This window comes from Calditerricola satsumensis (assembly GCF_014646935.1).
Classification (GTDB): Bacteria; Bacillota; Bacilli; order Calditerricolales; family Calditerricolaceae; genus Calditerricola; species Calditerricola satsumensis.
In genome coordinates this window covers 1-25,076 of sequence record NZ_BMOF01000036.1, presented here as the reverse complement: position 1 = coordinate 25,076, position 25,076 = coordinate 1, and the positions used below count along the sequence as shown (strand labels likewise).

The 25,076-nt window shown below is 64.4% G+C and carries 24 protein-coding genes, 1 other RNA gene, 1 pseudogene and 3 riboswitches; of the genes and pseudogenes, 18 read left to right on the top strand and 8 right to left on the bottom strand.

Annotated features, from left to right (window positions below):
• The first annotated feature begins 60 nt into the window (after window positions 1-60).
• The 6 genes from ssrS to IEX61_RS08705 all read left to right on the top strand — a co-directional run bounded on the left by ssrS (window position 61) and on the right by IEX61_RS08705 (window position 4,029).
• Window positions 61-243: non-coding RNA, 6S RNA (gene ssrS, locus IEX61_RS08730), on the top strand.
• A gap of 44 nt (window positions 244-287) precedes the next feature.
• Window positions 288-488 carry an NUDIX domain-containing protein gene (locus IEX61_RS08725; RefSeq protein ID WP_054673092.1) on the top strand — a complete coding sequence of 67 codons (201 nt, stop codon included), beginning with the start codon at window positions 288-290 and terminating at the stop codon, window positions 486-488.
• Between the two features lie 133 nt (window positions 489-621).
• Window positions 622-742, top strand: a riboswitch (SAM riboswitch).
• A gap of 89 nt (window positions 743-831) precedes the next feature.
• Entirely contained in the window at window positions 832-2,049 is a 1,218-nt protein-coding gene (locus tag IEX61_RS08720; RefSeq protein ID WP_188817635.1) for a 2,3-diketo-5-methylthiopentyl-1-phosphate enolase, read from the top strand.
• The gene (locus tag IEX61_RS08715) at window positions 2,046-2,774 is read left to right on the top strand and encodes a 2-hydroxy-3-keto-5-methylthiopentenyl-1-phosphate phosphatase (protein WP_188817633.1); all 729 of its coding nucleotides are present in this window, start codon (window positions 2,046-2,048) and stop codon (window positions 2,772-2,774) included. The genes IEX61_RS08720 and IEX61_RS08715 overlap by 4 nt, the downstream gene beginning before the upstream one ends.
• On the top strand, window positions 2,771-3,421 hold the full coding sequence (locus IEX61_RS08710; protein WP_256205653.1) for a methylthioribulose 1-phosphate dehydratase: 651 nt from the start codon (window positions 2,771-2,773) through the stop codon (window positions 3,419-3,421). Before IEX61_RS08715 ends, IEX61_RS08710 begins: the two co-directional genes overlap by 4 nt.
• 53 nt (window positions 3,422-3,474) lie before the next feature.
• A complete protein-coding gene (locus IEX61_RS08705) occupies window positions 3,475-4,029 on the top strand; it encodes a 1,2-dihydroxy-3-keto-5-methylthiopentene dioxygenase (protein WP_054672847.1) in 555 nt (184 codons plus the stop codon).
• Window positions 4,030-4,042: 13 nt separating this feature from the next.
• Here the strand turns inward: IEX61_RS08705 and IEX61_RS08700 are convergent, their stop codons facing one another.
• From IEX61_RS08700 to IEX61_RS08690, 3 genes are all read right to left on the bottom strand, one after another.
• Window positions 4,043-4,858, bottom strand: coding sequence for a hypothetical protein (locus tag IEX61_RS08700; protein ID WP_229725799.1), 816 nt, complete (start codon window positions 4,856-4,858; stop codon window positions 4,043-4,045).
• A 153-nt stretch (window positions 4,859-5,011) separates the two neighbouring features.
• The gene (locus tag IEX61_RS08695; protein ID WP_188817629.1) at window positions 5,012-5,914 is read right to left on the bottom strand and encodes a YqhG family protein; all 903 of its coding nucleotides are present in this window, start codon (window positions 5,912-5,914) and stop codon (window positions 5,012-5,014) included.
• A gap of 4 nt (window positions 5,915-5,918) precedes the next feature.
• Complete coding sequence (locus IEX61_RS08690) at window positions 5,919-7,622, bottom strand: DEAD/DEAH box helicase (protein ID WP_188817627.1); 1,704 nt, start codon at window positions 7,620-7,622, stop codon at window positions 5,919-5,921.
• A gap of 102 nt (window positions 7,623-7,724) precedes the next feature.
• Window positions 7,725-7,828: riboswitch (glycine riboswitch) on the top strand.
• A gap of 3 nt (window positions 7,829-7,831) precedes the next feature.
• Window positions 7,832-7,918: riboswitch (glycine riboswitch) on the top strand.
• Window positions 7,919-8,028: 110 nt separating this feature from the next.
• On the opposite strand from IEX61_RS08690, the gene gcvT reads away from it, so the two are divergent.
• The 4 genes from gcvT to IEX61_RS08670 all read left to right on the top strand — a co-directional run bounded on the left by gcvT (window position 8,029) and on the right by IEX61_RS08670 (window position 13,377).
• Window positions 8,029-9,135, top strand: a complete 1,107-nt coding sequence (gcvT, locus tag IEX61_RS08685; protein WP_188817625.1) for a glycine cleavage system aminomethyltransferase GcvT — start codon at window positions 8,029-8,031, stop codon at window positions 9,133-9,135.
• A gap of 26 nt (window positions 9,136-9,161) precedes the next feature.
• Entirely contained in the window at window positions 9,162-10,508 is a 1,347-nt protein-coding gene (gene gcvPA / locus IEX61_RS08680) for an aminomethyl-transferring glycine dehydrogenase subunit GcvPA (protein ID WP_157057613.1), read from the top strand.
• 35 nt (window positions 10,509-10,543) lie between these two features.
• Window positions 10,544-11,992, top strand: coding sequence for an aminomethyl-transferring glycine dehydrogenase subunit GcvPB (gene gcvPB / locus IEX61_RS08675; RefSeq protein WP_054669075.1), 1,449 nt, complete (start codon window positions 10,544-10,546; stop codon window positions 11,990-11,992).
• 98 nt (window positions 11,993-12,090) lie between these two features.
• Complete coding sequence (locus IEX61_RS08670; protein ID WP_188817623.1) at window positions 12,091-13,377, top strand: MFS transporter; 1,287 nt, start codon at window positions 12,091-12,093, stop codon at window positions 13,375-13,377.
• 95 nt (window positions 13,378-13,472) lie between these two features.
• Here the strand turns inward: IEX61_RS08670 and IEX61_RS08665 are convergent, their stop codons facing one another.
• The 5 genes from IEX61_RS08665 to coxB form a co-directional block, all read right to left on the bottom strand.
• On the bottom strand, window positions 13,473-14,078 hold the full coding sequence (locus IEX61_RS08665) for an SCO family protein (protein ID WP_054669064.1): 606 nt from the start codon (window positions 14,076-14,078) through the stop codon (window positions 13,473-13,475).
• A 383-nt stretch (window positions 14,079-14,461) separates the two neighbouring features.
• Window positions 14,462-15,076, bottom strand: coding sequence for a DUF420 domain-containing protein (locus IEX61_RS08660; protein ID WP_054669060.1), 615 nt, complete (start codon window positions 15,074-15,076; stop codon window positions 14,462-14,464).
• Window positions 15,077-15,110: 34 nt separating this feature from the next.
• Window positions 15,111-16,076, bottom strand: a complete 966-nt coding sequence (cyoE, locus tag IEX61_RS08655; protein WP_054669058.1) for a heme o synthase — start codon at window positions 16,074-16,076, stop codon at window positions 15,111-15,113.
• A 78-nt stretch (window positions 16,077-16,154) separates the two neighbouring features.
• On the bottom strand, window positions 16,155-17,801 hold the full coding sequence (ctaD, locus tag IEX61_RS08650) for a cytochrome c oxidase subunit I (RefSeq protein ID WP_229725798.1): 1,647 nt from the start codon (window positions 17,799-17,801) through the stop codon (window positions 16,155-16,157).
• A 55-nt stretch (window positions 17,802-17,856) separates the two neighbouring features.
• A complete protein-coding gene (gene coxB, locus IEX61_RS08645; RefSeq protein ID WP_188817621.1) occupies window positions 17,857-18,801 on the bottom strand; it encodes a cytochrome c oxidase subunit II in 945 nt (314 codons plus the stop codon).
• Window positions 18,802-19,043: 242 nt separating this feature from the next.
• Between coxB and IEX61_RS08640 the strand changes: the two genes are divergently transcribed.
• The 8 genes and pseudogenes from IEX61_RS08640 to IEX61_RS08605 all read left to right on the top strand — a co-directional run bounded on the left by IEX61_RS08640 (window position 19,044) and on the right by IEX61_RS08605 (window position 24,941).
• Complete coding sequence (locus IEX61_RS08640; RefSeq protein WP_054669054.1) at window positions 19,044-19,394, top strand: polysaccharide deacetylase family protein; 351 nt, start codon at window positions 19,044-19,046, stop codon at window positions 19,392-19,394.
• Window positions 19,395-19,628: 234 nt separating this feature from the next.
• Entirely contained in the window at window positions 19,629-19,967 is a 339-nt protein-coding gene (gene ytxJ, locus IEX61_RS08635; protein ID WP_054669052.1) for a bacillithiol system redox-active protein YtxJ, read from the top strand.
• Window positions 19,968-20,312: 345 nt separating this feature from the next.
• Window positions 20,313-21,146: an electron transfer flavoprotein subunit beta/FixA family protein gene (locus tag IEX61_RS08630; protein ID WP_188817619.1), complete on the top strand. Its 834-nt coding sequence runs from the start codon at window positions 20,313-20,315 to the stop codon at window positions 21,144-21,146.
• Window positions 21,147-21,148: 2 nt separating this feature from the next.
• Window positions 21,149-21,802, top strand: a pseudogene (locus IEX61_RS08625) (FAD-dependent oxidoreductase); the annotation flags it as partial.
• Entirely contained in the window at window positions 21,802-22,134 is a 333-nt protein-coding gene (locus tag IEX61_RS08620; protein WP_188817617.1) for a ferredoxin family protein, read from the top strand. The pseudogene IEX61_RS08625 and the gene IEX61_RS08620, both read left to right, overlap by 1 nt.
• Window positions 22,135-22,147: 13 nt before the next feature.
• On the top strand, window positions 22,148-22,312 hold the full coding sequence (locus tag IEX61_RS08615; RefSeq protein ID WP_229725801.1) for a hypothetical protein: 165 nt from the start codon (window positions 22,148-22,150) through the stop codon (window positions 22,310-22,312).
• Between the two features lie 76 nt (window positions 22,313-22,388).
• Complete coding sequence (locus tag IEX61_RS08610) at window positions 22,389-23,900, top strand: sigma-54 interaction domain-containing protein (protein WP_229725797.1); 1,512 nt, start codon at window positions 22,389-22,391, stop codon at window positions 23,898-23,900.
• Window positions 23,901-24,164: 264 nt separating this feature from the next.
• Window positions 24,165-24,941 (top strand): 3-hydroxybutyrate dehydrogenase, encoded by a 777-nt coding sequence (locus tag IEX61_RS08605; protein ID WP_054669072.1) that lies wholly within the window; start codon window positions 24,165-24,167, stop codon window positions 24,939-24,941.
• Window positions 24,942-25,076: the final 135 nt, after the last annotated feature.

Genomic DNA, 25,076 nt, shown 5'->3' with positions numbered 1-25,076 from the left:
GTGATTGCGTCGCCTTGACGCGGGGCCGTATTCCATGCCATACTAAAAGCACGCGCAAGGCGCTTCCTGCGATGTGCGTCACACCGTTGTGTGTCTCGAACCACAACCATGACAAAGGGAGTCCTACATCCGCTGGTGGACGCTATGCCTCCTTCGGGAGGACAGCGGAAGCCAGCGTGCGGACACCCACCTGCTGGAGAGCAGGTTCGGAGACAACAAGGTGGACGGCATGCGCGGGGGCGCCCGGTTTTTTCTTTTCGATTTTTCTATATTTAAGGAGTGAAGAAATGAGTTGGGAAATGAGCTGGAAAATTCCTGTTTCAATAAAAGGAATTCTCTTCAAGGACAACAACGTGATCCTGCTGAAAAATGAACGAAAGGAATGGGAATTGCCTGGCGGGAGATTGGAACGAGGGGAAACCCCAGGGGAAGGTTTGCTTCGCGAGATGCGTGAGGAATTGGGCGTTTCTTGTTCGATCGACAATTGACGGCGTCAATCTGCCGCGGGGTTATCGGGATTCGATCCGAAAAGCATGGAAGCATGTTGTTTGACCGCCTTGACAACTCGCCGCTCCTTTAGTAATTTTTGAATCAACCGAATACGCAAGCAGGAAAGCCCGGATCTCATCCAGAGCAGGCGGAGGGACTGGCCCGATGAAGCCCGGCAACCGGCACGTCCCTTGGCGTGCACGGTGCTAACTCCTGCGGAAGACGGGGACAGCCGTTTTCCGAGAGATGAGAGCCGCGGAACGTGGAACACGTCGCGCGCCTCTCTCGGATGCGGGAGAGGCCTTTTCGTTTTTCATCATCTTGCGAAACGGGGAGAGGACCATGACGAACGAATGGGTTGTGGCCACCTATCAGGTGCCGGATGACGGCGACCTGCGCAAAAAGGCCGAGTCGATCGCCGTCGGGCTCACGGTGGGGACGTGGACCGACCTTCCCGCCGCCCGCCGCGCGGAGCTGGAACCGTACAAAGGCGTGGTGGTGGACATCCGCCGCGGACAGGTGGCCGCCGACAGGTCGCGCGTGGCCCATCTGGCGATCGGCTACCCGGTGCGCAACCTGCGCGCCGACATCCCTTCGCTGCTCACGACGGTGTTCGGCAAGCTGTCGATGGACGGGCGCATCCGGCTGATCGACCTGAAGCTGCCCGACGCCTTCGTGCGCGCCTTTCCGGGTCCGCGCTTGGGCATTGCCGGGGTGCGCCAGCGGCTGGGGGTGTGGGGGCGGCCGCTCCTCATGAGCATCTTCAAATCGTGCATCGGCCTGTCCCTCGCCGAGCTGCACGAGCAGTTTGTCGCCCAGGTGGAGGGCGGCGTCGACCTCGTGAAGGACGATGAGATCTTCTTTGTCGACGACCGGGCGCCCGTTTTCGAGCGCATCGCCCTCTTTCGCGAAGCGCTCGACGCGCACGAGGCGAAGACGGGCCGCCGCGTGCTGTACGCCGTCAACCTGACCGGTCCGGTCGACGAGCTGGTGGACCGGGCGCGGGAGGCGGTGCGGCAGGGGGCCACGGCCCTGTTGCTCAACGTCTTGCCGTACGGGTACGACATCCTGCAGCGGCTGCGCGAGGATCCGGACATCGCCGTACCCATTCTGGCCCATCCGGCCTTGGCCGGGGCGCTGTACGCTTCACCGCACCACGGCATTGCCGCGCCGATCGTGCTGGGCACGCTCATGCGCCTGGCCGGGGCGGACCTGGTGCTGTTCCCGTCTCCCTACGGCACGGTCCCCCTTGACGCCGCGAAGGCCTTTGCCCTGCGCGATCGCCTCGTTGAGCCCTTCGCCGGCCTGGCCCCGGCGTTCCCGGTGCCGTCGGCGGGCATCCACCCGGGCATGGTGCCGCGCCTGCTGGCCGACTTTGGCCTCGACCACGTGGTGAACGCTGGCGGTGGCATCCACGGCCATCCCGACGGGCCGCGCGGGGGAGGCGAGGCCTTTGTGGCGGCCATCGAGGCGGCGGTGGCCGGCGTGCCGCTGGAGGAGCAGGCCAAGACGTGCCCGGCGCTGGACAAAGCGCTGGCGAAGTGGGGGGTGGTGGCATGACGCTTCCGCCTTTGCGGGGCCGCGCCCCGGTGCTGTTTGTCGACTTCGACGGCACCATCACCGAGCGGGATTGCATCGTCGCCATCATGGAGGCCTTCGCCCCGCCGGGGTGGGAGGAAATCAAGGACGCCATTCTCGCACGGCGGATCAGCGTGCGCAAAGGTGTGGGCAAGCTGTTTGCCCTTCTGCCCAGCGCCAAGCGGGACGAGATCGCCGCCTTCGTCCGCCAGACGGTGCGCATCCGCGCGGGATTTGACCGGTTCGTTGCCTACGCCGCGGCGCGGGGCGTGGAATGGTACGTCACGAGCGGGGGGATTGACTTCTTCGTCTACCCGCTGCTTGAGCCCTACCGCATTCCCCGCGAGCGGATCTACTGCAACGGAAGCGACGTCTCCGGCGAGCGGATCCGCATCACGTGGCCCCACCCGTGCGACGAGGCGTGCGAGAGCGACTGCGGGCTGTGCAAGGCGTCGATCATCCGCCGCTTCGATCCGGCGCGCCATTACCGGATCGTGGTGGGGGACAGCGTGACCGACTTGGCCGGGGCGCAACTGGCGGATCTCGTGATCGCGCGCGAGTACCTGCTGGAGCGGTGTCGGGAGCTCGGGCTGCCGCACGTGCCCTTTGCCACCTTTGACGACGTGGTGGCGGTCCTCGCGCGGCTAATGGACGCCGAGCCGGCGCCATGCCCAACCGGCAAGGGAGAGGAGGGGGAGTCCTCGTGAGCGGAGCGCTGACGACGGAGGCGCGGCAACAGGCGTGGATGCGCCTGGCCGCCGTCAAGGAGCAGTTTGCGGCGCGGGGCTGGTTTCCGGCCACCAGCGGGAACCTCTCGCTGAAGGTGCAGGAGGACCCGCTCGTGTTTCTCGTGACCGCCAGTGGGAAAGACAAGACGGAATCGGGACCGGACGATTTCCTGCTGGTCGACGGTGACGGTCAGCCTGTGGAGGCCACGAAAAATCGCCCCTCGGCCGAAACGCGCGTGCACGCCGCCCTGTACCGCGCCTTTCCGGAGGTGGGCGCCGTCTTTCACGTGCACACGGTGGCCAACAACGTGATTTCCGAGCTCTTCTTTGCGCAAGGCCGCGTGTCCATCGGGCCGCAGGAACTGATCAAGGGGTTGGGCATTTGGGACGAGGACGCCGTGATCGAGGTTCCCATCGTCGAAAATGTGGCCGACATCGCCCGCCTGGCCGAGGCGGTGGCCCGGGTGGCCAACCCGCGCGTGCCGGGGGTGCTGATCCGCAACCACGGCATTTACGCCTGGGGGGAAAGCCCCCTCGCGGCCAAGCGCCACCTGGAAGCGTTCGAATTTTTGTTCCAGTACCGCCTGGCCCTCCTGCAATGCCGGGCGGCGCTGGTGGGCGTCTAGTGCGCCCATAGCCGAAGCGAGACTTCATAACCCGAAGAAGGAGGCGGTTTCGCATGGCCATCATTCGCGTGCGCAAAACGGGAGAACGCATCACGGGGATTGAAAACGTGCGGGCCTTCCTGGATCGGCAAGGCGTTCTCTACGAGCGCTGGGATACGGGGAAACTGCCGGCCCATCTGCGCGGCAAGTTCAACCTGACCGATGCCGAAAAAGACGAAATCTTGCGCGCCTTTGACGCAGACATCCGTTCGCTTGCCGCACGCCGCGGCTACGTCAAGTGGGATGTGGTGGCCCTGTCCGAGGCAACGCCCAATCTCGAGGAACTCCTGCGCACCTTTGCCCAGGTGCACACCCACACCGAGGACGAGGTGCGGGCCATCGTCGCCGGGAGCGGCGTCTTCGTGATCAAGGGTCAGGGCGACACGGGCTATTTCGACTGCGAACTCGAGGCGGGGGACGTCATCTCCGTTCCGGAGCGGACGCCGCACTTCTTCACCCTGACCGACGAGCGGCGCGTTGTGGCCGTGCGGCTGTTCATCGACCCGTCCGGCTGGGTGGCCCATCCGTACGAGGACCCGGAGTTCGCGGCGGCGGGGCCGACGGCGTAGGGGCGACCGGGCCTTAGCGGTCGGCCGCCCCGCCGGGATAAAACCCGCCCAGTCGGTTGAGTTCCGGCAGCGGGAGAAAGCGGACCAGCTCTTCGGCCCAGGGGTCGCGCAGCGCCACAAAGACGGTGCCGCCGTCCCAGCGGTGGAAGCCGTCGACGGTGTAGAAAGCGGACACGGCGTCCCCGTATAAGGAGGCGGCGTAGCCGGTCCAGGGAAGGGGTCGCCGCGGGTCGAAGGCCTTGGCGTCCGGACGCGCGCCCGGCTTTCGGGACGCAACCACAGTGGCCAGCGGGTCGCCGACCGGCCGCTTTTCGTGACGCGCCGCCTCGAGCACGGCCAGGCGGTATCCCGGGGCCTCTGGGGGCGTGAAGCGTGCCGGCGCCGGGAGGATTTCACCGGTCACCGGGTCGGCCAGGGTTTGCCCGAGGCGCAAGAAGCTTTCCAAGCCGCCGTAGACCGTTGCGGCCGTCCCCGGCAGGGTGGGCTGGGGAGCGGAAGGGGCGTCGAAGGGCAAACGGGTGCCCACGCCGTACTCGAGCACGGCGACGGCAAACGGGGCCTCGTCGTCCTGTTTCACGATGGCGTACACGGGCGCCGCGCCGGATACCCGATCGGCAGAGGGCGACGCAGGCGCCGGGCGGAGGCACACCCGGTACGTGTGGGCCGGGTAGGCCAGCGGTTCGACGAGCACGGCCGACGCGGAGGAAAGGGGAAAGAACCGTTCATCGGCACGGGCGAGCTGCGCGGTCCATCCCTGCAGGAAGGCGGTGAGCGCCTGCCGCGGATCCGGGCTGAGCGGCTCGCCCGTTCCGCGTTCCACGACCGGCATCCAAAATGCGAGCGCCGGCAGCGCGGCGCAGACCAGGGCCCAGCGCCACCGAAGGCGAGGGAACCGGAATGCGCGAAGGGCCATCGCGGGAACACCTCCCGGCGGTTTGGCTCCATTATAGGCGTCCCGTTGCGCAAGGGGTGTCGGGATCTGTCAGGAGCCGGCCGCAAGTTCTCCCCTCTCGTCCCCCATTGCGACAGGGCTAGACAGGAAAAAGAGCCCCGCGTTGACCACGTCGACCGCGATGCGCGGCGTAAACAGGGCTTCCAGTTCTTCCAGCCGTTGCGCCAGCTCCCCGCGCTGTTCCTCCGTGGGGGTCTCGCCATAGTACGCCCGCAAGAGGGCCTGCTCCTCGGCCAGCCGCGCCAGGGCATCGCGCGCCCAGCTGTCGTCTTCGGCGGCGACGGCCGCCGCCACCGCCGCCTCGGCCCGTGCCACCGCCGCCTCCAGCGTCAGACGACAGGGCGCAAGAACGGCGCCGGGCGGCATGACGGGCGTGAAGGGCCGTGCGGCGATGCGCGGGTAGAAGCCCTCGACGACGTGGCCGGTCTCGAGGTTGACGCCGATGGGGAGCAGGCGCTCTTTCTTGCGGTCGCACAGGAAGCTGACGCGGTAGTTAACGGCCAGATGCGGGACGAGGCGCGCGGGAGGCCGCGGGGTGGGGGCTCTTGCCGTACGGTCCCCCGGGGCGAGAAAAGGGGACGACGCCTCGCCGTTCCCCGCGGTGCCGCCGGGCGCTTCGTACAGCCGCACGAACCGCCCCCGCTTTTGCGCCGAGCGGAAGATTTGGGTAAGGCGCAGCGAACCGAAGGCGATGGGCTCGCCGCGTCCGTCGGGGGGTGGGCGGTCGGGGTCAAAAACGAGCGTCAGCACGGCCGGTACCGGTTCGAGGCCAAATTGTTCCATGTAGCTCCAGTAGAAGGGGCGGTTCATCAAGTCCTTGTCCATGTCCGGGGTAAGGCGCACCCGGACATAGGAGGGAGCCTCCTCCAGGATCTCCCCGCCCATGGCGGCGATGTAGCGGCGGACAAAGGCGGTCACCTGCGCGCGATCCATGGCCTCATCTCCCCGTTTCGACCGCCGCCTCGGCCCACCCGGGACCGGCCGTCTCCCGCGCCTGCGCCAGCGCGTCGCCCAGCCGGCGCAGCTTTTCGGCCGCCTCCCGATCGTCTTTGGAGCGGAGGACGATGTCGGCCAGGGTGCGATCGAAGGTTTTGCTGAGGTGGACCTGGGTCACGATGGCGTCGAGCTCCCCGACCACAAGCTCAAAGAGGCGGATCTTTTCCGTCAGCAGGTTGAGGATGTGCTCCTCGATCGTGTCCTTTGTCGCCAGGTTGAAGATCGTCACGTCGCGCGTCTGGCCGAGGCGGTGGATGCGTCCGATCCGCTGTTCGACACGCATGGGGTTCCACGGCAGGTCGTAGTTGATCATCTGGTGGCAGAACTGCAGGTTGATCCCCTCCCCGCCGGCTTCGGTGGCGATGAGCACGCGGGCGCGGTTTTCGAACAGCATGCGCATCCAGTCCTTTTTGTTCCGTCCAAACCCGCCCCGAAAGAGGACGGTGGTGATGTCCTGCTTGGCCAGTTCGGCCTGAAGGAATTCCTGGGTGGCCCGGTATTCGGTGAAGAGGATCACCTTGCCGTCGAGGCGACGCAGGAGTTCCACCACCTTGCGCGCCTTGGTGTGGGTGCCCACCTCCTTGGCCAGCAGCAATAGCTCGTGCAGGCGGCGCTTAAGCGGCGTGCCCTCTTCGGCCCGCTTGTACCATTTGAAGAGGGAGACCATCGCCGCGTCGCGGGAGGAACACACTTCCCGCTGCAGGGTAAGGAGGGCAAAGGCGCTGCGCAGCGAGCGCGTCTCCTGGGCCTGCTCGCGCACGAAGGCGGTGACGGCGTCGTACAGCTCCCGTTCCTTCGGCGACAGCTCGAGGGCCAGCGTTTCCACGCGGCGTTCGGTGAAGGCGATGCCGCCGTCGGCGCGCCGGTTGCGGATCATCACCTTGCCCAGTTCGGTGCGCAGCTTTTCCTCGTTTTTGGGCAGGCGCTTGTGGACGACGTACTGGTGCGCGAAGGTCGCGTCGTTGCCGAGATGGCCCGGTTTCAAGAGGGAGATCATGTTGAAGAGTTCGTTCAAATCGTTCTGGACCGGTGTGGCGGTGAGGAGCAGGCAGTATTTTTTCTTGATGGCGTTGACGAAGGCCCAGTTTTGCGTCCGCGCGTTCTTCAGCTTGTGGGCCTCGTCGACGATCAGCATGTCGTAGGCGATGGCGAGCACCTGCTCGCGATGGGGGGCGCGCTTGGCCGTGTCGAGGGAGGCCACGAGGATGTCGTGCTGGCGCCACATGTAGGCCTTTTTCTGGGCCACGGCGGGAATGGCAAACTTCTGGTTCAGCTCCGCCGTCCACTGCGTGACCAGCGACGACGGCACGAGGATGAGGGCCTTTTTGACCAGCCCCCGCACCAGGTATTCCTTCAGCACCAGACCGGCTTCGATCGTCTTGCCCAAGCCCACCTCGTCGGCCAGAATGGCCCGTCCGCGCATCTCGTTCACCACGCGGCGCGCCGTTTCCACCTGATGGGGGAGCGGGGAAAAGGCGTGCAGGTGCTTCAGGCACTCCAGGTCGTCGAAGGACGGGACCAGGGTGGCTTCGGCGGCCTCATAAGCGAGCCGGAACAGCTCCCATGGGTCCCACGGGGAGTCGGCGCGCACGCGCGCGGCAAACTCCTCCAGCCATTGGCGGTCAAAGATCGGACGGATGCGCACGACGTGAGCCCCTCCCGTTGTGCGGGAAATCCTTTTCGGTCCGCGGCAGGATATGATAGGATAAAACTAGTATGGCTAACCGGGAAAAACCGCATACGGCGGAGGAAGGCAGGGGGAGAGACCGCCTGCGGGGCGGCGCCGAAGGAGCAAGCCCGGCAAAGTCGCGTCCGGGCGAATCTCTCAGGCAAAAGGACTCCTGCCGGACGCAACTCTGGAGAGTGTCCGCGACAGGCGGACCGCCCAAGGGGGAATCCCGCGCGGATGCGCGGGAGACACTCTCAGGTCAACGGACAGAGGGAAAGCGCGCACGTCCCCGTCGTGTGCCTTTCGCTCTTTTTTGTTTCCCGAAGAGTGGAAACGCTTTTCTTCGGGTACGATGGGGGATGATGGAAGCGGAGGTGCGACGATGGCCGAACTGAAGCGCACGCCCCTGTATCCGGTGTACGCCAAATACGGGGCGAAGACGATTCCTTTCGGCGGTTGGGAAATGCCGGTCCAGTTTACCAGCATCCTGGAGGAACACCAGGTGGTGCGCAGCCGCGCGGGGCTCTTTGACGTTTCGCACATGGGCGAAATCGAGATCGGCGGCCCCGACGCGCTCGCCCTCGTCCAGAAGCTGACCACGAACGACGCGTCGATCCTCGCGGTGGGCCAGGCCCAGTACAGCCTTATGTGCTACCCCGACGGCGGGACGGTGGACGACCTTCTCGTCTACCGCCTCGGGGAGGATCGCTATCTGTTTGTCGTCAACGCCGCCAACACGGACAAGGATGTCGAGTGGATCCAGAAGCACGCCGAGGGCAATGTGACGGTGACGAATCGCTCGCCGGAAATTGCCCAGCTGGCCCTGCAAGGCCCGCTGGCCGAAGCGGTCCTGCAAACCCTGACCGACGTCCCGCTGGCCGACATCGCGCCCTTCCGATTTGTGCAGGGGGCCAGGGTTGCCGGCGTCGAGACGTTCATCCTTTCCCGCACCGGCTACACCGGTGAAGACGGCTTTGAGATCTACCTGCCGAACGAAGGGGCCATTCCGTTGTGGGAGGCCATCCTCGCGGCGGGGAAGGAGGCCGGGGTGCTGCCCTGCGGCCTGGGCGCGCGGGACACGCTGCGCTTCGAGGCTAGCCTGCCCCTCTACGGTCAGGAGCTGGCGGCCGACATTTCGCCCATCGAGGCCGGCCTGGGCTTCGCCGTCAAGGTCGACAAGCCGGTCGACTTCATCGGCAAGGAGGCCCTGAAAGCGCAAAAGGAGCAAGGGCCGCCGCGGAAGTTGGTCGGCCTGGAGATGATCGACCGCGGCATCCCGCGCACCGGCTATCCGGTGTACATCGGCGATGAGCCGGTAGGGCGGATCACCTCCGGAACGCACTCGCCGACGCTGAAAAAGAATGTGGGCCTGGCCCTGGTGAAGGCCGAACACGCCGCCGTGGGCACGGAGGTGCTCGTGGACGTGCGCGGCAAAAAGCTGCGGGCGACGATTGTCAAAACCCCGTTCTACCGGCGGCCGAAGCCGTAGCAACTTTGCGACAAGGGGGAAGCGCGGTGAAGTTCCGGTACTTGCCCATGACGGAAGACGACAAGAAGGAGATGCTCGCCACGATCGGGGTGGACTCCGTCGAGGAGCTCTTTGCCGACATTCCGGACGCGGTGCGGTTTCACGGGCGGCTGAACCTCCCCGAACCGCTGGCCGAACCGGACCTCGTGCGCCACATGCGCGCGCTGGCGGAGAAGAACACGACGCTGCAGCAGGTCGTGTCGTTTCTCGGCGCCGGCGTCTACGAGCACTACATCCCTAGCGTGGTGCACCACGTCATCTCCCGCGCCGAGTTCTACACGGCCTACACCCCGTACCAGCCGGAGATCAGCCAGGGGGAGCTGCAGGCCATCTTCGAGTTCCAGACGATGATCTGCGAGCTGACCGGCATGGACGTGGCCAACTCCTCGGTGTACGACGGGTACACCGCCGTGGCCGAGGCGGCCAACCTCGCCTTCGGGCACACGAAGCGGGCGAAGATGGTCGTCTCCCGCGCCGTCCATCCCCAGGCCCGCGCGATCCTGAGGACGTACGCCAAGGGGTTGGGCTTTGTCGTGGTGGAGGTGCCGGCCAAGGGTGGCCTCACCGATCTGGAGGCCCTGCGCGCGGCGGTCGACGGCGATACGGCGGCGGTGATCGTCCAGTACCCGAACTTCTTCGGCGGCATTGAGGACCTGTCGGCCATCGCGCCGATTGCCCACGAGAAGGGCGCCCTCTTTGTGGTCAGCGCCAATCCGCTCGCCCTCGGCATCCTGGAGCCGCCGGGGACCTTTGGGGCGGACATCGTCGTCGGGGACACCCAGCCCCTCGGCATCCCCCCGTCCTTCGGCGGCCCGCACTGCGGGTATTTCGCCGTCAAGAGCGCCCTCGTGCGCAAAATCCCCGGCCGCATCGTCGGGCAGACGGTGGACCAGGAGGGACGGCGCGGCTTCGTGCTGACCCTCCAGGCCCGCGAGCAGCACATCCGCCGCGAGAAGGCCACCTCGAACATCTGCTCCAACCAGGCGCTGATGGCCCTCGCGTCGGCCGTGTGCATGAGCGCGCTGGGCAAGCGCGGCATTCAGGAGCTGGCCCTCTTGAACGTGCACAAGGCGCAGTATGCGAAGCGGCAAATCGAGCGGCTTCCCGGCTATGCGGTTCCGTTTGCGGCGCCGTTCTTTAACGAGTTCGTCGTAAAGACGCCGCGCCCTCCGCGCGAGGTGATCCAAGCCCTGCTCGCCAAAGGGATCCTCGCCGGGTACGATCTTGGGCGCGAGTATCCGGAGCTGGACGGCCACTTGCTCGTGGCGGTCACCGATGCCCGGACGAAGGCGGAAATCGACCAATTCGTGCGCGAGCTGGAGGGATTGGCGTGAGCGTCGTGAACAAGGAGCAAACGGGCAAAGCCGACATGCCGCTCATCTTCGAGCGGTCGAAGCCGGGCCGCGTCGCCTACAGCTTGCCCGAGCCGGACGTTCCGGAGGCAAGCGTCACCGCGTGCATCCCCGCCCACCTCTTGCGGCGCGTGCCGGCCGAACTGCCGGAAGTGTCGGAGCCGGACCTCATCCGCCACTACACCGAGCTGTCGCGGCGCAACCACGGCATCGACAACGGTTTTTATCCGCTCGGATCCTGCACGATGAAGTACAACCCCAAGGTGAACGAGGACGTGGCCCGCCTGCCGGGGTTTGCCCACGTCCATCCCCTGCAGCCGGAGGAGATGGTGCAGGGCGCCCTCGAGCTGATGTGGCACCTGCAGGAATATCTCGCCGAGATCACCGGGATGGACGCCGTGACGTTGCAGCCGGCCGCCGGTGCCCACGGGGAGTGGACGGGCCTGATGATGATCCGCGCCTACCATGAAGCGCGCGGGGAGAAGCGGACCAAGGTGATCGTTCCCGATTCGGCCCACGGGACCAACCCGGCCAGCGCCACGGTGGCCGGGATGCAGACCGTCACCATCCCGTCGGATGCGCGCGGGCTGGTCGATCTCGAGGCCCTGAAGCGCGCCGTCGACGAGAACACGGCCGCACTCATGCTGACCAACCCGAACACGCTGGGGCTGTTTGAAGAGGACATCCTTGAGATTGCCAAGATCGTTCACGACGTTGGCGGGCTGTTGTACTACGACGGGGCCAACGCCAACGCCATCCTGGGCATCGCCCGTCCCGGGGACATGGGCTTTGACGTTGTCCACCTCAACCTGCACAAGACCTTCACCACGCCGCACGGAGGCGGGGGACCGGGGGCCGGTCCGGTCGGCGTGAAGAAGGATCTCATCCCGTTCCTCCCCGTCCCGGTGGTGGTGAAAGAGGGCGACCGCTACCGCCTCGACTACGACCGCCCGCAGTCGATCGGACGCGTCAAGGGCTTCTACGGCAACTTCGGCATGCTCGTGCGCGCCTACGCGTACATCCGCACGATGGGGCCCGAGGGGTTGCGCCAGGTGTCGGAGTGCGCCGTCCTGAACGCCAACTACCTGATGCGGCGCCTCGCGCCCTACTTTGACCTTCCCTACGACCGGCACTGCAAGCACGAATTTGTCCTCTCCGGGCGCCGGCAGAAGAAGCTGGGCGTCCGTACGTTGGACATGGCCAAACGCCTCCTCGACTTCGGGTTTCACCCGCCGACGATCTACTTCCCGCTCATCGTCGACGAGTGCCTGATGATCGAGCCGACGGAAACGGAGGCGAAGGAGACGCTGGACGCCTTTGCCGACGCGATGATCCAGATCGCCAAAGAAGCCGAAGAAAATCCGGATCTCGTCTTGAACGCGCCGCATACCACGGTCGTCAAAAGGCTCGACGAGGTGACGGCGGCGCGAAAACCCATCTTGCGCTGGCAGAAGCCTGAGCGGTAAATTGAAAGTACGGAACCGAACGCAAAAAACCCCGCGCCCATCTGGGTGACGGGGTTTTTTGCCCCACTTGCGTTTCATTCGCGTGAAAGGGTGACATCATGCCGTCTTTTCGCGCAACGGTTCGCGTGCTGTGGGGGAACCGGCCTTTCCGCCTGTTCTGGACGGCGACCACCCTTGACATGCTGGGACACCAGTTGTCGTGGGTGGCCTTGGCCTGGTTTACGCTGCAGCAGACCGACTCTTCTCTGGCCATCGGCGGGGTAATGGGGATGTACCTCGTCACGTCGGTCGTGGCCAGTCCGCTCGCCGGATACCTCTTTGACCGCGGCATGCGAAAACGCCTGCTCATCCTCGACCACGTCGCCCGAGGTCTCCTGTACGCCCTCATTCCGCTTCTCCACTGGACGGACCTCCTGTCGTATCCGCTCCTTGTGGTTCTTCTCTCGCTTGCCGGCCTTCTTGCTCCTTTGTCGACCGTGGGCAGCCAATCGGTGCTGCCTAACTTTGTGCGGGCCGACCAGTTGGAAACGGCGAATGCCTTCAGCCAATTGTCGTGGCAGTTGGCGGTTCTCGTCGGTCCGGCTGTCGGTGGGGCCCTTACCGGTTTGATCGGTGCGCCGGGCACCATGCTGGTCAACGCCGCCCTGTTCATCCTGCCGGCCGCGCTGCTCGCGGCCATTCCGGCAAAGGTGTATGAAGGCCGACAACGCGAGAGGGGACGTGGCGGACGGGCCGAAGGCGTCTCGTTCCGCGAAGGGTGGCGCTTCTTCCTTGGCACGCCGCCGCTCGTGGCCCTCACCATGGCGTCGCTCCTGTTCAATTTCGCCTATGGCCCCCTGGAACCGGCGCTGCCGGCCCTCGTGCGCGATGACTGGCGCGCAGGTCCGGAGACGCTGGGTCTGTTGTGGTCGGCCCTTGGCATCGGGACCATCGTCGGGACCGCCTTGTGGACGCGGTGGCCGCAGCGATGGGCACCGGCCCACACCCTCGGCGGCGTCATGGCCGCCTGGGGCGTCTTTACCGGCGGGCTGTATTGGATTGCCCATCCCGTCTCGGGCATGGTCCTGCTCTTTCTGGCCGGCCTGACGGTGGCCCCGTACAACGTGGTCGCCCTCACGCTCGAGCAGCGCCTCGTGCCACCCCACCTGCGCGGCCGGGTTTTTGGCCTCACCACGAGCCTCGAGCAAGTCGGCCTGCCGCTGGGCATGCTCGTCGGGGGGTGGATGGCCTCCACCCTGGGCAACCGGATGACCCTTCTCCTGGCGGGCGTAGTCTGTGTGGCCGTCGGCGTGGCCGTGATGATGAGCCCGTGGCTCAAAGGGGACAAAAGCGCGTGCGGAGGGGATACGCGCGCGGCGCAGATGCCGACGAAGGAGTGGGCGTGAGGGTGCCGCGACCGAGCAGGCGCAAAAGAAAAAAACACGCCCGGATCGATCGGCGAATTCCCTTTTTCCGGCGGCGCAAGGACCCGCGAAGGGCGTCAGTCGTTGATGAGGGCCAAAATGTCGTTTTTCACGGCTTCTTCGTCGAAGGTGTCGGCCATGCCGTAGACCTGGCGGATGTTGTGGTCGCCGTCGACGAGGTAGGTGCGGTTGGAGTGGATGACGAGGTTGCCTTTCGGTTCGAAGACAAACCCGAAGCCGTCGGCCACCGCTTTGGTCGCCGCCAGCGAACCGCGCAGGAAATGCCACCCGCTCAAGTCGGCGCCGAATTTGCCGGCGTATTCCTTCAACGCGTCGGGCGTGTCGCGCTCCGGATCGATGGTGATCGTCACGAAGACGACATCGCGGCCAAACAGCCCTTCCCGCTTGAGCTCGTTTTGCAGTTTGGCCATTTTCGCCGTTGTCGGTGGGCACACGTCGGGGCAGCGGAGATAGATAAAGCTGACCAGTTTCACCTTGCCGTCCAGGTCGCGCAGCGAGACGCTCTGGCCGTCAACACGGGTGAGCTTGACGTCCGGCACGCGGCCGATGACGGGCAGCTTGCTTGCTCCCCACCAGATGTTGTAGGCGATGCCGCCGACGACGGCGAGAATGAGCGCGCCGGCGAGAATGGCGAAGCGGTAGTTCCGCAACCAAGTGGCCACGGAGCGGATCCCTCCTTTTTTGTCGACGGCGGTTGTATCCGCCGTCGTTTTCCAGCACCGATTCCCGCCATCCCGCTTCTGCAGGCGGATGGCGCTGTCCCTGGGGGTCCCAACTCTTATTGTAGATTGGGAAAGCATGCTTGACGATGACCCAAAGGGGCCAGTTTGTGAACAGGCCGTGGCGGGCGGGACAGAAGGTTGGGCAGGCAAGCCAGATGCGCGGCGAAAATCGGGCAAGGAAAAGCGGGCCTCCGCATCGAGGCCCGCTTTTTCGTCATTCCCGCGTCGACAATTTCGACGAGTACCAGAAGATGGCGAACATCACCGCCACGAAGGCGAAAAGGCCGAGCGCAAAGCCAATGAGTCCCATTTTCCGTCCCTCCTTACTTGCCAAACGCGCCGGTCAGCTTCGTGCCGCACCACTCGGCGAACTCGCTCACCGAGACCACGTCGGTGATGACAAAGACGGCCAACCCCGTGATCGCGGTGTACAACCACACGCTCATGCCGGTCGGCACGAGGCGCTTGAGCGCGTGTTCCTTGCCGGAAAAGGCAAAGGCCAGGGCCACGGCGAGCAGAATGAAGTTCAGCAGGCCCAGTGCCCAGTGCAGCCCGTAGACGGGGAGATACGCCGTCCACACGGCCTTGCCGAGGGACATCATTTCCTGAAGCAGCTGGGCGCCCATCACCACGTAGGCCAGCGCGAGGAGTGTGGCCAGGGCAAGGGTGACGGTGAAGGCGCCGTTGGCCCGCTTGCGGAACGCTTGGCCGGCGATCAAGGCCAGCACGCCGGACCCGAGAAGAATCAGGGTGTTGAGGAAGGGGAGGTCTCCCGCTTTCCCCGCAAAGTCGACGTTGAACACCTCCGGCGACCAACCGCGCAGGTACACGTTCGAGGCGACGAAGGTGCCGAAGAAGAAGGTGAAGGCGATCAGTCCAAGCCAGGTGGCAAACTGGGCGTTGTCTTTTATCCCTGTACCCGGCGTGTACTCGTGCATAGCGACTTCTCCCTCCTTACGCGACGAATCCGTGTCAAGTGGCCATCCGCCACAGCGAATCGACGAGGATGAGGGCGAGGATGGCGTTAAGGTAGATCAGCGAATAGACAAACATCCATTTGGCCCAGCGCAGGTCGTCGCGGACGAAGAAGCCGGCTGCCGCCATCGCCAGGTAGACGAGCCCCATGACGGCGGCGCCACCAAAATACAGCGTGCCGACGACCCCAAATCCGTACAGCAAGAACGAGGCGGGAATCATGGCGGCCACGTAATGCAGGATCTGCCGTTTGGTCGCGGCAAACCCGGCGACAACGGGCAACATGACGAAGCCCGCCGCACGGTACTCGTTCACGCGCATCATCCCGAGGGCCAGAAAGTGCGGCGGCTGCCAGAGGAACATCAGCGCAAACAGCGCCCACACCGCGGGATGATCCAGCGTTCCCGTGACCGCGCTCCATCCGATTATCGGCGGGATCGCACCGGCGATGCCGCCGATAACCGTGTTCAGCGTCGACGTGCGCTTGAGCCATGCGGTGTACACCCACACGTAGACGAAGAGCCCGATGAGCGCGAGCAAGGACGCGATCGGGCCCGCAAACAGGGCCAGCAGCGTGACACCGGCAATCCCCAGCGCCACGCCCAGCCGCCACACCGCGCGGGGCGACAGGCGGCCATCCGGCAGAGGACGGCTCCGCGTGCGCGCCATGCGCTGGTCGAAGTCGCGGTCAAGGTAGTTGTTGAGGGCGCATCCGGATGCGATGACCAGCGCCGTGCCCATGAGGGTCAGGAGGAGAAGGGCGACGTCCGGCCATCCCGAGCGCGTGGCGGTCCAGGCCAACCAAAACCCGGTGAACGTCGTCAGGAGGTTGGGCGCGTTCATGTTGGGTTTGGTCACGGCCAGGTAATCTTTCCACGCATGGCGCCGCGGCGTCACGCCTTCAGCCGTTTCCGCGTCGGGGAACGTATCCACGTGGGGGTCGCAGCTGACATGACGAACCATCGGAAACCCCCCTTTCACCGATACGCGGCCGCGGCGCCGGAAACGGTCCGGACGCCGCGTCGCGTTCCAAGTTGACGATTAGCCCGAGATCGTCTCGCCGCCGACGGTCTGCCCGTACTTGAACCGCTTGCGCGGCGTTTCCGGTTCGCCGTACTCGTACGGGCCCGAGGTGACGACCGGAATTTCCTCGAAGTTCTCATGCGGCGGCGGCGAAGAGGTCTGCCACTCGAGGGTCAGGGCACCCCACGGGTTGGCACTGGCTTTCGCGCCGCGAACGGCCGACACAACCAGGTTGGCGGCCAGCAGCACCGCGGCCACGCCCGTGATGTACGCCCCGATGGTGGAGATCTGGTTCAGCCACGCCAGGCTCGGGTCGTACGAGTAGTCGAAGTAGCGGCGCGGCATGTTCAGCATTCCGGCGAAATGCATCGGGAAGAAGGTCAGGTTCACCCCGATGAAGAACAGGGCGAACGTCCATTTCCCGAGGGTCTCGTTGTACATCCGCCCGAAGGCTTTCGGGAACCAGAAGTACAGCCCGGCCAGGATGGCCATCAAGCTGCCGCCGAACAGGACATAGTGGAAGTGGGCGACGACGAAGTACGTGTCGTGCAGGTGCAAATCGACCGGAACGTTGGCCAGGTACAGGCCGCTCAAGCCGCCGATCGTAAACAGGCCCACAAAGCCCAACGTGGCGAAGAGCATCGGTGTCTTGAAGTCGATTTGCCCGCGGTACAGCGTGGCCAGCCAGTTGAACACCTTGATCGCCGACGGAACGGCGATGATCATCGAGGTGACCATGAACGGAATCCCGGCGGACAGCTGCATCCCGGCGACGAACATGTGGTGCGCCCAGACGAAGAAGGCGAGCAGGGCGATGGTCAAGCTCGAATAGGCCACCGCCTTGTAGCCGAAGATCGGCTTGCGGGCGAACACCGGGATGATTTCCGACACAATCCCCATCGCCGGCAGGATCATGACGTACACGGCCGGGTGGGAGTAGAACCAGAACAGGTGCTGGTACAGCATCGGATCGCCGCCGGCGGCGACGTTGTAGAAGATCGTGCCGGCGTGCTTGTCGAGGAGCAGCGTCGTCACCGCGCCGCCGAGGGCCGGAACCCCGAACAGCTGGATGAACGCGGTGGCGAGGGACGACCACACGAACAGCGGCAGGCGGCTGAACGTCATCCCCGGGGCGCGCAGATTGAAGATGGTGACGATGACGTTGATGGCCCCGAGGATCGACGACAGCCCGAGGATGTGCACGCTCGTGACCCACAGGTCAAGGCCGAGTCCCTTCGACTCGATGCTGTACGGCGGATACGCCGTCCACCCGACATCCGGCATTTGGCCGATGAAGAAGCTGCTGAGGAGGACGAGCCCGCCGAGCAAAAACAGCCAGTAGCTCAGCGCGTTCATGCGCGGGAAGGCCATGTCACGGGCCCCGATCATGATCGGCACGAGGTAGTTGGCGAAGGCACCCGTGAGCATCGGGATGACGAACCCGAAGATCATGATCGTCCCGTGCATGGTAAAGAGCTGGTTGAACGTGTCGGGCGTTACCACGTCTTGCCCGGGCCGGAACAGCTCGGTGCGGATCACGAGGGCGGCCAAACCGCCGAGGAACAGGAAGACGAGGGACGTGATGCCGTAGAGGATCCCGATCTTTTTGTGGTCGACGGTCAGGATCCACTCGCGGAGAAAGGAGGAACGATGTGCCGCCTCCACGATGATTCACCCCTTTACGTGTTTTGCTTGTGGCCGGCACGCGAACGGAGCGGGTTTACTTGAGCGACTTGATGTAGTCGACGAGAGCCTGCAGCTGTGCGTCGCTCAGCTGGGGATACGCCGGCATGGCTGGACCGTAACCCTTCACCACTTTGGCGTTCGGGTTGACGATCGATTCCTTCAGGTATTCGTCGTCCACCTTGACCTTGCTGCCGTCAGCCAGCTCCCGCTCGGTGCCGTAGATGCCCTTCCACGACGGACCGGCCAGTTCGCGACCGTCGATGGCGTGGCATGCCAGACAGCCGAACTGCTGGGCCAGCTGCTTTCCGTCAAGCGGCTGCCCGCTCGGGTCTTCCTTGCCGCCGGAGGCGACCCACTTCCCAAAATGCTCTTCTTTCATGACCAGCGCGTCGGACACCATGTTGGCGTGGGCCGTGCCGCAGTACTCGGCGCACAGCACCTTAAATTTCCCTTCCTCCTTCAGCGGCTTCACCCACACGCGCGTTTCGCGTCCCGGAACCGCGTCCATCTTAATGCGCAGCTCGGGGACCCAGAAGCTGTGGATGACATCCTTCGAGGTGATGCGGAACAGAATCGGCTTTCCGGCGGGAAGGCGCAGATCGTTCAGCGTTGTGAAACCGCCGTTGGGTCCGTCGGGGTAGGTAAACTCCCATTTCCATTTGCTCGCCGTAACCTGAATTTCATAGGCATCGGCCGGCGGCTTCTGCAGCGCGTACACCATCTGCGCGCTGTAAATCCCCAGGACGACCAAGATGAGCGCAGGGATGACCGTCCAAATGATTTCCAGACGGGTGTTGCCATAGAGGCGAAGCCCTTCTTTGGTTGGATGTTTCCGGCGATACCGCACGAGAAAGATGAGCAAGAGCATCCACACCAGCAGGAAGATGACCACGGCAATGCCGGTGAGGATGTAGAACAGGCCGTCGATTTCTTTTGCCGTTTCACTTAGCGCGTCCGGTAAGAACAAGCTTCCTTCCACGATTCCCACCTCCTGTAAATATTTAAGCCCGCCTCACCCCGAAATTTTAGGACCCTTACCTCAATCTAATCTTATCAAAATCCCGATGCAGAGAGAAGTTCAACAAATCATGGTGTGACGTTCGTCACACAATCGTCACACATTGGCCGTGCGGATTCGCACCGGTCCCTGCGCGCCTTGTACAGAATTTCATCCGCTCCCGCGCGAGGAAACGCAACCCCGCGCCCCAGACGCTGGCCGACTTGCGCCGCAAATACCCCGACGACTTTGTCCTGAACGGCCCTTCGCGCAAGCGGCAGGTGGCCCTCTCCTTTGACGATGGGCCGGATCTCACGTTTACGCCGCGCATTTTGGACGTGTTGCGCGAGCATGGCGTGAAGGCGACCTTTTTCGTCGTCGGCAACCGCGTCGCTGCCCATCCCGACGTGGTGAAGCGCATGGTGCGTGAGGGTCACGTGGTGGCCAACCATTCGTGGGACCACCCCAACTTGGCCAAGATGAGTCCGGAAAAGGTGAGGATGCAGCTGGTTCGCGCCGAGGACGTCATTTTCCGCGTGGCCGGGTATCGCCCCAAGCTGTTTCGGCCGCCTTAATGGGTCGATTCAGGAATCGGTTGGCCGAAATCATTCGCCGGTTAAAGGCCGACGGGGTGGTCTTCGTGACCGTTCCCGAGCTGCTGAACCTCTCCTATAGAAAATAGCGTTCCCCAACGCGCGCGCCCGCCCTCCCGGCGCTGGCCGAACGATCCCGCTTGCGCTATGCTATAGGTGAAACGATCGGGGCGCGATGGGAGAAACAAAACCGCCGCGAAAGGGAGGGGAACGCCCATGGTCCACCGCATTCGGACGCCCGATGAACTGGAAGCCTTTTTCGCCGCATCGGCGACGCAACCGGCGCTGCTGCTCAAACACAGCACGCGCTGCCCGATCAGTGCCGCCGCCTACGACGCCTTTCAGGCCGTTGCCCGGTCGCTTCCCGATCGGGCCCGCTATGCCGTGGTCTATGTGGTGGAGGATCGGCCGCTCTCCAACGCCGTGGCCGAACGGACGCAGGTGAAGCACGAGTCGCCGCAGGTGCTGCTCGTCAAAGACGGCGTCGTCCGCTGGCACGCATCCCATTGGGACATCACCGTCGACGCCCTTGAACGCGCGTTGACCCGGTTCTAACAGACGGCAAGAAACGATTGGTTGTGACTGTCTCGGTTGCGTCGGACCACGAGGACAACCCTGTCCACGATCCGCACAAGCCGGTGCGGGAAATCGGCGTGAAAAAGGAGAACCCTTGTCTTCCGCCAACCGCGAAGACAAGGGTTGTTTGGTTACGGGTGTTGCGGAGCGGAAGGTGGTGTTAAAATATTAGTAAAATTCGTGGACTTTGGATGATTATCATATGTGGGGATTTTCACAGCAAGAAGCAGGCCTTCACTCATAGACTGTTCTAGGCATCCTTTTCCTGTTCCGCCAACGTTCCGCCTTCATGGATCCGCGAACCGTTCCCCGGGAGGTGTGGGCATGCTGCACATCGTCGCGTGCATCAAGCAGGTGCCGGACACGAAGATCGCCAAGATCAACCCGAAAACGGGCACCCTGGACCGCGCAAGCGCTCCCGCCATTCTGAACCCGTACGACGCCCACGCGGTGGAAGAGGCGGTCCGGCTGAAAAGGCGCTACGGCGGCACGGTGTCCGTCCTGACGATGGGCCCGCCGCCGGCGGTGAAGGCGATCCGCCGCTGCATCGAAATCGGCGCCGACGAGGGGTACATGATCACCGATCGCGCCTTTGCCGGGGCCGACACCCTGGCCACCAGCTACGCCCTCAGCATGGCCCTCCAGAAGATTGCGAAGATCCGGCCCATCGACCTGATCATCTGCGGCAAGATGACGATCGACGGCGACACGGGGCAGGTGGGGCCGGGCATTGCCCGCCGTCTGGACATTCCGCCGCTGACGTCGGTCCAGAAGGTGGTGGAGATCAACAAGGAAGAGGGTTACGCCATCGTCCACCGCAAGCGGGAGGACGGTTACGAGGTGGTCCGCGCCACTCTGCCCTGTTTGCTGGCCGTGGAGAAGGAGATCAACGAGGTCCCCCGCTCGCCGCTGCCGAACGTGATCCGCGCGGCGCGCTACCAGCCCACCATCTGGTCGGCAGACGATCTGGAAGGGATCGACCGCAGCCAGCTGGGATTAAAAGGATCGCCAACCATCGTCGCCAAGGTGTGGGTGCCGCCCAAACCGCAAGGCGGAACCCTCCTCGAGGGAACGCCCCAGCAGCAAGTGGACCAGCTCGTTTCCCTGGTGATGGAGAAAGCCGCGGAACTGTTTCGGGACAAGGAGGTGGCGGGATGAACGGCGACGCCACCAAAGGCATCCTCGGCACGGCGTTTCTCTACACGAACAAGGATACGGTCAGCATCGGCGTGGGCACGCTGCTGTCGGGCCTCATCAAACACAAGATCCGGCCCTATGAGCTGCTGGAATACGTGAAGAACCACTCGATGGTCCGCCCTTACATCCAGGGGGGCGAGCCGGTGGAGTACCTGGCCCACCTCATCCCCGAAGGCGGGTACCGGTCCATGCCGAAGATCGTCGGCAACGGGGTTCTGGTGGTTGGGGATGCGGCCCAGCTCGTCAATGCCATTCACCGGGAGGGCTCCAACCTGGCCATGACGTCGGGCCGGCTGGCGGCGGAGACGATCCTGCTGGCCCGGGAGGTCGGCGACTTCTCCGAAAACACCCTCGATCATTACCGCGTGAAGCTGATGGAAAGCTTCGTCGGCCAGGACCTGAAGAAATACAAGGACGCCACCCACCACTTCGACAAATTCCCGCAATACTTTGAAACGTACATCCCCATGATGAACCGGGCCTTCAGCCAGATGCTCACCGTCGACGGCAGCTCGAAGTGGGAGAAGCAGAAGAAAATCCTCCGGGACATGGGCTCCTTCGGTGAGAAGGTGAAAATCGCCTGGGACCTCTTCCGGGCTTGGAAGGTGATGACGTGATGCGCGGAGCGGCGAACGCGCGGCGCGAGGAAGCGGCGGACAAGGCGGCCAAGGGGCGAACGATTGAGGAGAAACAGTACCTCGTTCGCTTTAACGCCGACACCCGCTCCCACCTCCACGTTTTGGATCCCGAAATTTGCCTCACCCGGTGTCCTGACAAGATCTGCACCATTTTTTGCCCTGCCGAGGTGTACAAATGGGAGGGTGCCCGCATGCACGTCGGCTACGAGGGCTGTCACGAGTGCGGCAGCTGCCGGATCGGCTGCCCGCACGAAAACATCAAATGGGAGTACCCGCGTGGGGGTTACGGGGTTGTCTTCCGATTGGGGTGAGACCGTGTTTCAAGTGGGCGATACGGTCGTGTTCGCGTTGGACGGTGCGCGAGGCATCGTGCTGAACGTGAAGGACGGCCTCTGCCACGTGTTGTGGGAAGACGAATTTGTCAGCTGGGAGAAGCCGGAACTCCTGCGCTTGGCCGATGCGGCCTTCCAGAAGCGGATCGAAACGTAGCGAAGCGGTGTGCATGCGCCCGTTTGGGCCTCTTTTTTTGCAAGCGCATTCACGGGGAAGAAAGGGGGCGAACCGAATGGGCGAGAAGGCCATCGCGGTGCAGGGGCTGGAGCAAAGCGCCGTTGCCCCTGAGACGCCGCTCTCTTCTGGGCACACGCTGTCCGTTGTCCTCGACGCGGCCTACGAGGGCATTGTTGTGGTGGACGCGCAAGGCATCATCCGCGAAATCAACAGCGCCTATTGCCGGTTTTTGGGCGTGCGGCGGGAAGAGGCGATCGGCCGTCACGTGACGGAGGTCATCGACAACACGCGCATGCACATTGTCGTGCAAACGGGGATTCCGGAGCGCGGCTGCATCCAGCGCGTGCGGGGCCAAGAGGTCGTGGTGCACCGCATCCCCATCTGGGAGGGCGGACGGGTGATTGGCGCCGTCGGCCTCGTGGTTTTCCGAAGCGTCAGCGAACTGGTGGAGCTGCTCGAGCGGATCCAGGAGACGGTCAGGGCCGAATCCAACCCGAAGGCGAAGGTTCCAGACGAATCGGCGGCGGGAGCCGTTCCGGCGGGCATCCGGGAGGGGCGCGACCCCTTTGCCGCGCTGTTGGGGCGCAGCGAGGCGCTGGAGACGGTCAAACGCCTGGCCCGCAAAGCGGCCCGCACGCCGTCGACGGTGTTGATTACGGGGGAGAGCGGAACGGGCAAGGAACTGCTCGCCCGCGCGATCCATGCGGCCAGCCCGTTTGCCGAGGGCCCGTTTGTGAGCGTCAACTGCGCGGCCATACCGGAAAACTTGCTGGAAGCCGAGCTGTTCGGGTACGAAGAGGGTGCCTTCACCGGAGCGCGCAAGGGGGGCAAGCCCGGCAAGATCGAGCTGGCCGACGGCGGCACCCTGTTTCTTGACGAAATCGGCGATATGCCGCTGGCCATGCAGGCCAAGCTGTTGCGCGTGTTGGAAGAACGACGGGTCGAGCGCGTGGGCGGTGTGACGAGCCGCCCGGTGCGGGTTCGGGTGATCGCCGCCACCAACCGTTCGCTGGAGGAGATGGTGCGGAAGGGGGCGTTCCGCGCCGATCTCTACTACCGCTTGAACATCATTCGCTTGCATCTTCCTCCGCTGCGCGAACGGCGAACGGACATCCCGTTGCTGCTTTCTCATCACCTGGAACGGGTCGTTCGGCGCTACCGGTTGCCGGCAAAATCGTTTACCAAAGAAGCGGTTTCCATTCTCTTGGCCTATCACTGGCCGGGGAATGTGCGCGAACTCGTGAACACCGTGGAGGCGCTGGTCAATCTGGTGGACGGTCCGGATATTCGTCCGGAGGATCTGCCTCCCCACATCCGTTCGGCGGCGAAAACGCCGGACGGCCAGGGCGCGGAAGAGGCACAGGAGGAGCTGTCCCTTGTGCGGGAAGTGAAGCGGGCGGCGGAAGAGCGGGAACGCGAGCGCATTCTGGCAGCCTTGTCCCAAGCAGGGGGAAACAAGGCGAAGGCGGCGCGGCTCCTCGGCATTCACCGCTCCACGTTGTACGAGAAGCTGCGGAAATACGGCTTGCTCCCGTCCGCAGCTCCGCCAGCCAAACGGGCAACATGACAAATCGAGGTTCCCGACGGCCCTCCGACGGGCTCTTTTTTTGTGGGCGAACGGATCCGGTGAGGGTTTGGTTTGTCGGTTGATTCCGACATTTTTCCGACACGTGTCGGGGATAGCCGACACCGGATAGGGGGGTGGTGCGGCATCTGCTGGCCCTCGGCAGCCGACTCAAGTTGGCATTGTTTTTGCACTATTCCGTAATCAGAGCGGGTTGGATGTGCATCCAAACGAAACGGAAAGGGAGGTGCGAGAGGGATGGCGGGCCTGATGCGGGACAAGGTGGTGCTGATTGCGGGCGCGGCCAGCGGCATCGGCCGGGCCATGGCCGAGGCCTTTGTCGCCGAGGGAGGGCGATGCGTCCTGTTGGACCAACGAGAGGAGGTCGTGACCCAAGTGGCGCGGGAACTGGCGGCCAGCGGCAGGGAGGTGCTGGGCCTGGCCTGCGACGTAACCGACGAGACGGCGCTGAACGCATGCATCGACCGCGCGGTGGAACGGTTCGGGCGTCTGGACGTGCTCATCAACAGCGCCGGGCTTCAGCACGTGGCGCCGATCGACGCGTTCCCCACGGAGGCGTTTCGGCGGCTGGTGGAGGTGATGCTGGTGGCGCCCTTTCTGGCCATCAAGCGCGCCTTTCCGGTCATGAAGCGGCAGCGCTATGGGCGCATCCTGAACATCGCCTCGATCAACGGCCTCGTCGGCTTTGCCGGCAAGGCGGCCTACAACAGCGCCAAGCACGGCGTCATCGGCCTGACCAAGGTCGCGGCCTTGGAGGGGGCCGCATACGGGATCACCGTCAATGCCTTGTGTCCCGGCTACGTCGACACGCCGCTGGTGCGCAACCAGCTGGCCGATCTGGCCCGCGCGCGAGGGGTGCCTGTCGAGCGCGTCATGGAAACGGTGCTGTACCCCCTGATTCCGCAGAAACGGCTGCTTACCCCCCAGGAGGTGGCCGACTACGCCCTGTTTCTCTGCAGCGACAAGGCGAGTGGGGTAACCGGCCAGGCTGTGGTGGTCGACGGCGGGTATACGGCCCAGTAGCCTAGCCCCGTCAGGGAAACTCGTCGTGCTGGCGTGAAAGGCATCTTGGGAAAGGAGAGGAGATCCCATGGCAAACGTCACCGAGGTGAAGGTGCTGAAGCATTTCATCGGCGGCCGGTGGGTGGAGGCGCAGGC